General features: G+C 46.7%; 12 protein-coding genes and 3 pseudogenes. 5 read left to right on the forward strand and 10 right to left on the reverse strand.

What is annotated here, in order from left to right:
- Positions 1–44: 44 nt before the first annotated feature.
- The 3 genes and pseudogenes from ACYQ8U_RS07960 to ACYQ8U_RS07970 form a co-directional block, all read right to left on the reverse strand.
- Positions 45–989: a tyrosine-type recombinase/integrase gene (locus ACYQ8U_RS07960; RefSeq protein ID WP_459945003.1), complete on the reverse strand. Its 945-nt coding sequence runs from the start codon at positions 987–989 to the stop codon at positions 45–47.
- Positions 931–1278 carry a hypothetical protein gene (locus tag ACYQ8U_RS07965; RefSeq protein WP_459945004.1) on the reverse strand — a complete coding sequence of 116 codons (348 nt, stop codon included), beginning with the start codon at positions 1276–1278 and terminating at the stop codon, positions 931–933. Before ACYQ8U_RS07965 ends, ACYQ8U_RS07960 begins: the two co-directional genes overlap by 59 nt.
- Positions 1279–1460: 182 nt before the next feature.
- Positions 1461–1559: pseudogene (locus tag ACYQ8U_RS07970) on the reverse strand (IS200/IS605 family transposase); the annotation flags it as partial.
- Positions 1560–1689: 130 nt separating this feature from the next.
- Here ACYQ8U_RS07970 and ACYQ8U_RS07975 point away from each other — a divergent pair.
- Positions 1690–2046, forward strand: a pseudogene (locus ACYQ8U_RS07975) (TrbI/VirB10 family protein); the annotation flags it as partial.
- A 276-nt stretch (positions 2047–2322) separates the two neighbouring features.
- On the opposite strand, the gene ACYQ8U_RS07980 reads toward ACYQ8U_RS07975, so the two are convergent.
- From ACYQ8U_RS07980 to ACYQ8U_RS08010, 7 genes are all read right to left on the reverse strand, one after another.
- On the reverse strand, positions 2323–2958 hold the full coding sequence (locus ACYQ8U_RS07980; protein WP_459945005.1) for an alpha/beta fold hydrolase: 636 nt from the start codon (positions 2956–2958) through the stop codon (positions 2323–2325).
- A 117-nt stretch (positions 2959–3075) separates the two neighbouring features.
- The gene (gene tsaA / locus ACYQ8U_RS07985) at positions 3076–3558 is read right to left on the reverse strand and encodes a tRNA (N6-threonylcarbamoyladenosine(37)-N6)-methyltransferase TrmO (protein WP_459945006.1); all 483 of its coding nucleotides are present in this window, start codon (positions 3556–3558) and stop codon (positions 3076–3078) included.
- A gap of 101 nt (positions 3559–3659) precedes the next feature.
- The gene (locus ACYQ8U_RS07990) at positions 3660–3974 is read right to left on the reverse strand and encodes a winged helix-turn-helix domain-containing protein (protein WP_459945007.1); all 315 of its coding nucleotides are present in this window, start codon (positions 3972–3974) and stop codon (positions 3660–3662) included.
- 29 nt (positions 3975–4003) lie between these two features.
- Positions 4004–5095 (reverse strand): molybdenum ABC transporter ATP-binding protein, encoded by a 1092-nt coding sequence (modC, locus tag ACYQ8U_RS07995; protein WP_459945008.1) that lies wholly within the window; start codon positions 5093–5095, stop codon positions 4004–4006.
- A 3-nt stretch (positions 5096–5098) separates the two neighbouring features.
- Positions 5099–5779 (reverse strand): molybdate ABC transporter permease subunit, encoded by a 681-nt coding sequence (modB, locus tag ACYQ8U_RS08000; protein WP_459945009.1) that lies wholly within the window; start codon positions 5777–5779, stop codon positions 5099–5101.
- 27 nt (positions 5780–5806) lie between these two features.
- Entirely contained in the window at positions 5807–6559 is a 753-nt protein-coding gene (gene modA, locus ACYQ8U_RS08005; protein WP_459945010.1) for a molybdate ABC transporter substrate-binding protein, read from the reverse strand.
- A 50-nt stretch (positions 6560–6609) separates the two neighbouring features.
- The gene (locus ACYQ8U_RS08010) at positions 6610–7395 is read right to left on the reverse strand and encodes a TOBE domain-containing protein (protein ID WP_459945011.1); all 786 of its coding nucleotides are present in this window, start codon (positions 7393–7395) and stop codon (positions 6610–6612) included.
- A gap of 928 nt (positions 7396–8323) precedes the next feature.
- On the opposite strand from ACYQ8U_RS08010, the gene ACYQ8U_RS08015 reads away from it, so the two are divergent.
- From ACYQ8U_RS08015 to ACYQ8U_RS08030, 4 genes and pseudogenes are all read left to right on the forward strand, one after another.
- Positions 8324–9637 (forward strand): hypothetical protein, encoded by a 1314-nt coding sequence (locus ACYQ8U_RS08015; RefSeq protein ID WP_459945012.1) that lies wholly within the window; start codon positions 8324–8326, stop codon positions 9635–9637.
- Positions 9638–9969: 332 nt separating this feature from the next.
- On the forward strand, positions 9970–10155 hold the full coding sequence (locus tag ACYQ8U_RS08020; protein WP_459945013.1) for a hypothetical protein: 186 nt from the start codon (positions 9970–9972) through the stop codon (positions 10153–10155).
- A gap of 163 nt (positions 10156–10318) precedes the next feature.
- Positions 10319–10522, forward strand: a pseudogene (locus ACYQ8U_RS08025) (CheR family methyltransferase); the annotation flags it as partial.
- 7 nt (positions 10523–10529) lie between these two features.
- The coding region (locus tag ACYQ8U_RS08030) for a PAS domain-containing protein (protein ID WP_459945018.1) at positions 10530–10860 on the forward strand (331 nt) is incomplete at its 3' end.

Consider the following 10860-nt stretch of genomic DNA (forward strand, 5'->3'; position numbering starts at 1 on the left):
CGGCTCCATGACGGCTTTTTGCTCAAACATCTTACAGCCTCCAACTAATCTAACGCTTCTCTGCATGAAGCCTGAAAGGAGTCCATCGCTGTCCTAATATCGTCAACTCCCAACGTCTTCAAATATCGGACAGTAGTATTTGGACTCGTATGCCTCAGAACTCTCTGGATCTCAGCAACATTTCGACCTTGTTTATATAGCTGAGTGGCAGTCAGATGCCGGATAGCATGAAAACCAAATTTATCCACCTTAGCTTTCTCACATAGTCGTTCAAAAAGATGCTGGCGACTTGTAAAAGGTTGCCCGTAATACTCTTTTGTGAATTCGGTTTTATCCACACAAACAAACACAAATTCAGACGAAACATCCCTAGTATCAAGCCAATTCCTAAATGAGTTTCTCAACTCTTTTCCCATCGGAAGCAAATCCGATTCCCAGTTTCCACCCTCACGTTTCCTTGTCCACAATCGAACCACATCATTCTCAAAATCCAAGTCCTCAACCTTGAGACGAAAGAGTTCACCCTTTCTAGCTGCTAAAAACAAACAGGCAAGAATCATCACTTTATCTTGCCCCTCAGCAACGTTGTAGACTTTCCAGAAATCCTCCTGCGATGGGACATATCGTGGAGAACGAACTTCCGGCATTTTAGCAATGTCAAAGGGATTATCCTTTGGTAGTGGCGGATTCATGTATCTTAATCCCCAATTCCACGCAGCCATAAGATTTTTTCTATCCTTATTAGCAGCATAACCAGAACGTTCCTTCATTTGAACCTGAGAATATTGCATAACTTGGGCAGGGTTCAATTGTACAGTCGATGTAGTTGGATTCACCATCCCAAAGAATCGCAAAAAGACTGCTTTCTTTTCCTCATATGTGCCTTTAGAAAATTTGTCCTTTGCGTAATCCAGATAGTGCAACGACCAATCACCCAAAGAGACCGTGTTGGTCTTTTTTAGCCAATCTTCGTTTGATTGATTTTTCATCTTCATTTCCCATGCCAGCGCCTCTTTCCTCGTCTTGAATCGTTTTTCCACCCTCCTCTCGTTTTTTTTCACTTGTCCGATATATACGGTTTTTGTCTTGCCTTCCTTCACCTCTAATCTTTTGTACGGCATCGTAAACCTCCATTTCAAAAAACTTATAGCGGCTTCCAATGCGTACTCCACCTAGTTCTTGATAGTATTTCCTGGCGGTTTTTACGTCAATATCTAAATAAGCAGCTATCTCTCGAGCCGACATCGGTCGACCTAGCTCTTCGTTTATTCGAGTCATTTTTTTCCTCCCATCTCAACCATTTTTGCCAATACGACTCAGGGTATTGGCTAATTGTCGTCGGGCTCTTGTGATACAGCTGATGATCGTGGGAATATTTAGTAATGAAGGGACATCTGGATCTGAAAATGCCACTTCATTTCCCAAGGCTACATTGTTACTGATGTTTCAACCGCAGCTATAAGGTCTTCAAATATATCCTTTTTGCGATACTTCGAAATCCATACGATGTGATACTTGCATTCCCATTTCGTGTAGCTTAAACTTTGTCCGTCGTACATGGAAAGTCTCCTTTTCTTGAACTTTGAGCGGTTCACAATTGTGAGACTTCCCTCTTATTTCCGTAATTGTCAAACTTAGGAGTCCACCTGCAGAGTCGGTGGTTCACCTCCTTTTTATGGTTTTGTTACAGACTCTGACAGTAAAGTCGGCCTGTCAGGCCGGGTAGTCTCCAGAATGGGTTCGGCCACAGCCAGAACCATCGTAGCCGGATTTTTCGGCGGCATGGGCGATATGCTGAAATCGGCTGCCACGACCCAATCCACTTCCGCACTCGGCACAACTACCACTATTGATTCCAGTCAGGTGGCTAAATATTCCATTGGAGGCGGCCTGTCAGATGGGGCTGCAAGTTTGCAGGAGTTTTATCTGAGCCTTGCCAAGCAGGCTACTCCGGTTATTGAGGTAGGGGCAGCTAAGGAGATTACCGTTATTGTTTCCGAGGGCAAGGAACTTGAAATTAAGGAATTTGAGAGCGATACCCTTTGAGTTATAAGCACTCATCAGCCATAGTTCTTGCTCGTGGCAGAGCTACCCTGTTTTTTCTCTACAAATGAGTGTGTGTTACTCCTTCAACAATTGAGCCTTAAACTGAATCATTTCGCAATAAAACACAGGTCCGATGAACATGCATTTCCAGGAAAATTGCAGCAGATCCACGCCGCTATTCATTTTAAGGAAATCAGGAAGAAGCTTTATCCCTTAGACTTTCTGCTTATTTTGAGGTTACCGCTGCATCGATTAATATTTTCAGGACTTTTTAAACTATTCTAAAAAAGTCAATAAGTCCTGGAAAGGCGCGGTTTGGATCATAATCGTCCTGGCTAAGTTAACGGGGGCGGTTACCATGGGGCAGTGACCGGTATTGATCTCCATCAGTGGCCATCCATTTGCTTTCGCCTTTCCGCCCATCGCCTGGATATATGGGCTGACTGTTCCCCTGCAACTGATAAAGCTGGCAGGAACTCGTTTGGGATCGAATATTTCCGGAAAGGGAGTATGGAAGGATTTATATGAAAACGGTCGTAACCGGGCAGAAAACCAGGACGTCTCCGGCGAAGTCACTCCAAAAACCTGGAGAGGCCAGGGCTTGACGGAGCCATCCTCCAGGTGGTGTTCTTCCAGCATGAGTCTAAAGAGTTCACCGGCCAGATCCGTGAATGACTGCTGTGATTCGGGAAGGACGGCATCGATAAACACGGCATGGCGGATCCGTTCCGGTATCTGCATCATCAGTGCACCACAGACCATGCCGGAAAAACTGTGGGCAACAAGAATTATCTCACGTAAATCCTCGAATTCGATGTAACCGCGAATGTCGGCAATATAGTCATGCAGGTCGCTCTTCTGCGAGCCTGGCCTTGCAAGATAGCCGCAGCCGGCGAGAGTCGGTGTGTGCACATCGTATCATCTGGCACGGAGCAAATCGGCAACTTTTCCCCAAACCCAGCCACCTTGAAAAGCGCCATGAACGAAGACGAATGTTATCATTTTGTGTTTTGGTTCTTTTGAAAGGTTTCAGTTAGCAAATCTTTCGTCGCTCTGATGATGTTTGGCATTGCCGGATTTTCCTTCAAACCATCCGAACCTGTCCGCATTACACTGGTCGAAATCGGCGACATACGGTTTGATGTCAATTACCGGGGTTTGATCGAGAACATCGATTCCCTGCAGGTATACATCCCTGCCCGATACGCCAATGAGGCGCATTATTGATAAGCCGATTGGATTAGGTCGTTTTGGAGATCGGGTGGCAAAGATACCATGTTTCTCAATGTCGAGGAAAGGCTGGACGACAAGCTCATGTCCCGCTATCTGATGAAGATGATAAAGGACTATGAGATGGGAAAAACCGTCAAGATCCTTAAGCCCGGCCATGAAATCCGGTAGTACTTCGATATGTCCTTCGACATCAGCTCCACCAATTGGCTGAATAGGCATGCCCTTAATATTGGTGAACGGCGTTCTGAAGTATCCAATAGGCGAAAAAGTAATACTCATTATGTGCTCCTAATTACAGTAATGTGAAGATTTTCAATCATCCGGCCTATCAGTGGCCAGGATATTTTAGTTTAATAATGCCGACTGCGCTCTTCGAGGATTTACAGCCATACAGGCTCGAATTGCCGCCAGTAAGATCTGGCGACGCTTTGCCCATATTTAGTCAGTTGAATTTGGTCGCAATCGTAAACCTTGCCAGTAAAACGGATGAGAGGTCGGGAGAAGCTGTTGTTCATTTCATTGATTAAGTCTCGTGCATGCTGAAGTCCTACTCGAGAGGTTTTTGCAGCTTTTTCAAGTGATCCCAGTGCTTCGATCTCATTGAGCAATACCGCTTTCCTGTATCCCAGGTAGATACCCGGTTCCATTTCTATCATGACACAACTGTCGGGCGGTGTTACACAGGCTTTTTCCATTTTTGTCTTCTCATGTGATGCTATGCAGATCATTGATTGCCGGATACGTCCCGGGTCTCACCGGCTCCGTAGAGCTGCCGAAATGCCGAGGCCTTGAATACAGCGACGAGTTCACTTCCCGGACGAATACCCATCTCTGTTAAGGATTGGGGAACGATTTCGGCAATAAGGGTATTCCCACCACAGTCAAGCTCGACGCCCACGAGCCACTCCGTCTCATAGGTTCTGCGCACAACACAGGGCAGCATGTTACGGGCACTGGTTGCCTCGGGATGTTTCTTGAACAGCAGAATGTCCCTGCTGCTCAAGGCGAATTGACCTGCTCTGTTTTTTACTGTTTTCACGAGCATCAGCCTGTTCGCTCCCCAGCGGTAACTGGTCAGCTTTCCAAGATCCTCGGGAGAATCAAGCTGGAGCAGGTTGGTATAACCTTGACCGCCACTGCCGAGGCTGGTACGGGCCAGCTCTTCGGTTGCAATCTGTCGGGTGACCCCACCCTGGTCCATGACGAGGACTTCATTGGTCATCAGCCGCATTTCCTGCAGGCTGTGGCTGATAAAAAGCATAGGAATGGAAAACTCAGAAAAGACTCGTTGAAGGTAGGGAATGATCTGGTACTTCAATTTACCATCAAGGCCTGACAACGGCTCATCGAGAAGGATAAGATGCGGGCAGGCGAGGATGGTTCTGCCCAGGGCAACGCGTTGACGCTCACCGCCGGACAGCCTGCTCACCCTGCGATCGAGGAGCTTGTCAACCTGCAGGACATCCAGCAATTGCTCCGGGTCAATCGTTCTTTCCTGGACCGGTATTCGTTTCAACCCGTAAAACAGATTTTTCTTGACGCTCATATGCGGAAATAGGTGCGCATGCTGAAAGACTACGCCGATACGCCTACGTTCAGGAGGAAGGTTTATACGCTCTTTATGGTCAAAAAGGGTCAGGCCGTTAAGAACAATTCGTCCTTCGTCAGGTATCAGCAGACCGGCGATCATATGCATCAGCGTCGATTTCCCGCTTCCAGAGGGCCCGAAGACTCCACATTTCTTGTTCTGGATGGAAAAGCTGACCTGGCATTTGAATTCGGAAAAGTTTTTCTCTACATCAACTTCCAGGAACATGAGCTATCTCCTTGCCAGCTTCTTATTTGCCGCCTCGCCGACCATGAGCACGACAAATGAGAGAAAAATTGAAACCAGACAAAGTGACAGGGCCATTTTATCGCCGCCCGGAATGCTGGTATATTGAAAGATCGCCAGCGGGATGGTCTGGGTCACTCCCGGTATATTACCTGCCAGAATGATAGTGGCTCCGAATTCGCCAAGACTTCGAGCAAACATCAGGGTCATTCCGGCAAGGATCACTCGAGAACATAAAGGAAGCGTGATCGTCAAGAGCGTGTCCCACCATGTCGCTCCGAGAGTTCGCGATGCCTGTAAATATTGTCTTTCCATACCTTCAAGGCCAATGCGGATAGAGCGGACGAGAAGGGGAAAACCAACGATCGTTGAGGCTATCACCGCACCACGTAATGTGAAAATTAAGTTGATGTCGAGTGAATGAAGCAATTGACCTAGCCAGCCATTGCGGCCAAAGAGCAGGAGCAGGAGATAGCCGGTTACCACCGGGGGCAAAACAAGCGGCAGGTTAACGATACCTTCAAGAACCGCTTTTCCGCGGACCTCAGTCATTGCTAGCAGATAGGAAACCGCAAATCCCGCTGGCAAGGCGATAATCGTTGCGGCTACAGCTACCTGGAGAGACAGCTTTATGGCAATCCAATCAGTTGGTGTGAGAGACAACATATCCTGTTCCTGCTCTTCAAGAAGAGTTTACTGTTTTGCTTGAAAACCGTATTCGGTTAAAATTGCTATTGCTTCGGGACTTTTGAGGTACTCATACAGGGCTTTAGCCGAATCATTTCCTGCACCCTCTACGGTCAGAGCCACCGGGTAGGAAACACGATCATAGAGGTTCTCAGGAACGATGAAGAGGATTTTCGCCTGCTTGGCGAGAAGCGCGTCGGTTCTATAGACAAAGGCACCGTCAACTTCACCTCGATCAGCATAGATTAAAGCCTGGCGAACATCCTTGGTCATGACAAGCTTATTTGCCTGTTCCAGCGTCGCATTGATGCCCGCCTTTTCCATTGCCTGTTTGGCATACTGACCGGCTGGAACACTCTGGGGAGTACCCAGGGCAATTCGTTCAAGTGTGCCGAGGTTGTCCAGAGACGAGACCTGTGTTTTTTCTGCACCGACAAAGACCAGTTGATTATAAGCAAAAATGCGATCGGTCCCTGTTGCTATCAGATTTTTCTCCACCAGGTATTTCATCCATTTGGGGTTGGCAGAGACATAGATGTCCGCCGGGGCCCCCTGTTCAATCTGCTTAGCCAAACTTCCGGAAGAGGCGAAATTGGGCAGGATTTCAGTGTTCGGATGTGCTGCTGTAAAGCCCGCCACGATATCATTGAAAGCGTCCGTCATACTCGCGGCAACGGATAGATGAACGGTTTGCGCCTGAACGGAGACAGCAAAACAGATTTGCAAAATAATAGCAGTTATCCAATTTTTTAATTTCATAAAGTATTCCTATTTGTTATGTGGTTAATGCATTCATAAAGCCGCTACTGTTACGCTGTAGCCAGTAGCACATCGGTGGCCTTGATAATCGCCGATATTTCTTTACCAGCGATGAGTCCCAACCGCTTTACGCTGGCCGAGGTAATGATCGAAGTAACCGAACTGCCTCCGGGCAAATCGATGGTAATTTCATCGTTCACCGCACCAGGCACGATACTGCTGATAGTGCCGGTGAGGATATTGCGTGCTGAAATTACCTGTGGATCTATTTTGCTGCCGAGCAGCACGTTGGACGCTTTGACGATCGCCATGACCTCCTTGCCTGCATCAAGTCCCAGACGCTTGACCGAGTTATCGGTAATTACTGAGCTAACCGTATCACCTCCTTTGAGTTGGATATTCACCACGCTGTTGACTACTCCCTTATCAATGCTCTTTACCTGTCCGAGCCAGACATTTCTGGCGCTTAAATTCATCTCTATCCTCCTTAATGTTTTTAGTGTTTCCAGTGCCTCGTTAGGATTATCAGTAAAAAACTGGATGAACTGGACAAATTCTTTTTGCAGTGCATCCACTTGTTTTAGCAGGTTTTTACCCTCTTCTGTCAAAACGGACCCACCGCCGCCACTTCCCCCGGTTCTTTTTTCGATCAAGGGGTAAGGCAGCAGATTGTTGATCTGTTCCAGCTTCTGCCAGGCCGTTTTATATTGCATGCCAATTGCTTGGGCGGCGCTGTTGATCGAGCCGGTCCTCTCCAATGCCTGCAGGAGTGAAATAGCCGGCTTGCCGGCAGACCAACCCATGATTTCATAAATGATGTTTGGCGATTTCATCATTGGTTTTGTCATCCTCTAGTTTTCAGTAAGGTGCGTTCTCAAAAAAGGTTTCTTAATAAATGAATCGTTATGATATTACGACATAACGATTAGCAAACAAGCTCACTTTATGCAACACAAAATGCGGACCAAGTGATAAAATTAAATTTTATTTACCAAGTGGCATCATGTAGGTATTTGTATTTAGGTATTTGTATTTATAGTAATTACCTCAGGTCATGGGTGTTGGGAGACGAAAATGACAGAAATGAGATGTCCTGATTCCTTGTTGAAATGGTCTACAATTATGTAACAATGCAACACTAACCCTACAAGGTTGTCTGGGCACAATACGAAATATGCAGGGACAAACAGCGGTAAAATGTATTTTTGCCAATCGCTTATTTGCTTGCATAGCAGATCAGCATTGAGCCATATTAAGAAATCTGGATTGAGATTGGCACATCGAATCTAAACTAATTTGGCATGTGCCTCGACTTTACATGCCTACTGTTTTAAGGTCCTGGCCTATTGGACTAGTAAGTTGCTCCATTTTCAACATGTGATGTGAAAAATATTATTTCGTATGGTGATGTTCGACGAGTGAACTCGTGGTAACGGATAACTCAGATTCAGGTCATGGATCAAATGTGAGAAATATTTGTCAATCCTACTCAATCCAAACCATAACAACTATTTCCATACGAATGTGCACAGATCCTCAGACCCCTATAGTACTTTTTCGTCCATTTGAGGTTCAACGACCGAATCGTGATCTTTGGGTGGGTAATATTTTGGACGTAGTCATTCTGCCGCAAAACCACAAGTTGTTATCTGTGGTTATTTGTTGTTATTGTTTGTCTAATGTGGATGTGTTGATTGACATCAGGCTGTTCCTCCGTTAGTCATTTTCAGCTAATCAGAATTATATCTTCCAAGGAGGAGAGACATGTCAGGTACTAGAAATTGGTTTGTAACCATTGCCGCAATGCTGTTGCTGCAATTGCCCGCGATTGTCGCGCATGGTTTCATGGTGGAAGGGTACACTACGCTTGTTGCAGAGGACGCAGCGAACGGTGATCAGTATGGATTTAGCGTCGATACAGACGGTCGTTGGCTGGTAGTCGGCGCCAAATACGCTACAATTGATGGATTGCAGACGGGTGCAGCGTACGTCTATAGCAAAACACATATTACCGGCGAGTGGCAGTTTATACAGAAACTGGTTTTGGACAATACTGATGGCATATCGCCGACGGAATTCGGGGAATCAGTAGCCGTTTCCCACAACCGAATCCTCATAGGTGCCCGCTCAATGTTAGCTAGCAATGGTCGGCTGTCAGGTACCGCATATCTGTATACCTACAGAGGACGAAAACACGGCTGGGTAATGGACGCCGAAATAGAACCACCCGACGGAACAGATGGGGATGAGTTCGGACGTTCCGTTGCTCTCGGACCTCACAGACTTTTTGTTGGTGCGCGGTTTGCTTTCAATGCAGAAGGCGTGCAAAGCGGCGCTGTTTATGTCTACAAAAAGCGCAGAAATGAATGGCAACTTGAAACGAAACTGACCGACCCGAACGGCGGTGATCAGGACCAGTTAGGGCGGGCAATATCCTTTGATACGAAATCTTCGCAATATCTGGCGGTAGGAAGCCGCAAAGGCGAGACTGACGAAGGAGAAAGCCAGGGCAAAGTGCTGATATTTATGCCTAGGGGTATGACATGGGTGATGAGCCAAGAAATTGCCGCTGATGATGGCGTCGAGGGCGATTATTTCGGCCAATCGTTGAAACTGTCTGGCGACCTGATGGTTATCGGTGCGAGAAATGCACCTGATAGTGACGGAAATGCAGTGGGCGCCGCCTATATTTACAGTTTATCAAAACCAGGGAAAACCTGGAAACTGGTACAAAAGCTGGCCCCACCGGACGGAAAAGACAAAGCTCAATACGGTTTTGCGGTTGATTTTGACCGTCAGACGGCAACCAATCTTGCCGTATCCGCCCGCCGTACTGATTCAGAAGCGGGGAAAAAGACCGGGCAGGTTTATTTGTACAGTTATGATGATTCCGAGCAGAGCTGGCTGCTCGATGATACTGTTGCCCCTGAAGATCTTGCACAAGACGATGAATTCGGCCAAAGTCTGGCAATAGATCCTTTCGGTGGTTCCTGGCTGGTTGTTGGTGCAGATCAATCAGCTCTCTCAGGGGTTAAAAAAGCAGGTGCTGCCTACACTCTAATATGTCGTGGCCGGTAATCTCGAGGCTTCTGCCAGAATCCCTCACAAGTAATCTCTACCATATGCAAGACGTCTGGAAAGAAAACCTCTCCGGATGTCCTGTGACCTTGTCAATCATCTTGTAGGTAATAAGTAATCGCGTTGTAAGCTCTTATTCGAGATGTGAGTTTAGCTAACTCTGATGGATTTTGACTAGTTCCCCGTAGCAGGAGATTCGCTGGAAAAAATGGAACCTCTCTCTTTGGTGCCATTTTTTCAAAAACAATTTTGAATTTTGGAAGTGCCAGAATGCTCCATTTCGATCGTACACTATCTCCTAAACGAATCAAAATCCTATCAGAAAGAGACTCATGACCGAAGCACAGCGTGACTATTTGATAGAAGAACTGAGCAGCTACAGCCCTTCACAGATCCGCCAAATAGTAGCCGATTACCAGCAACGCTCGAAGCCAGACAATTGCGACTATCCATTTTACCAATTCTTGAAAGAAAAGCTTGAAATTGAGGAGTATTGGAAAAAAGTAGGATTGGCTTAACGCCGTGTACTGTTTTTTTCCCTCACAGATCCTTCTGGGATCTAGGGAAGTATAAACAGGACAACCGGATGAAAAAAATATATATATCGAGAATGTCAGCAAGAAGATAATAACATACTAATTATTCAGCGGAATATTAGTTTGCTGTTTCGATACAGTACTTCAGACCAAGAAAAATATTCGCGGCATGGCCGTGTTTGCCGAACAGAACGTCATCAAGGATCCGCCGTTCACCAAACTGGATATGTTGAGCTGCCGGAACCTGATGATTTACTTCGGGCCGGAACTCCAGGAAAAATTACTGCCGACCTTTCACTATAGTCTCAAGCAAGGCGGCATTCTCTTACCGGGCACCTCGGAAAACATTGTTTCATCTGACTCCCTCGGATATCGGTCGTTCCATCGAGCATTTTGCCACAATTCTGAAAGACGTGGACATTAAAAAACACGCCACCCAGGTGCTGCGCGATCTGGAGAAGTACGAGTCACTGGTTGTCGATAACCAGGGACAGCAGTATCGCATGCGGGTCAGGCCTTTTCGAACCATCGGCAATGTCATCGAAGGCGTTGTCGTCACCTTTGAAAATGTGACGGAATTCCAGAACATGGTCGATGCCCTGGCCGAGAGTGAAGCCTCGTGGCAGGAGCTGGTGGAACACACGCCGGTGGGCATCTTTTTCCTCGCCGGGGAGAACTTCAGCTATA

Source organism: Desulfocastanea catecholica (assembly GCF_054657295.1).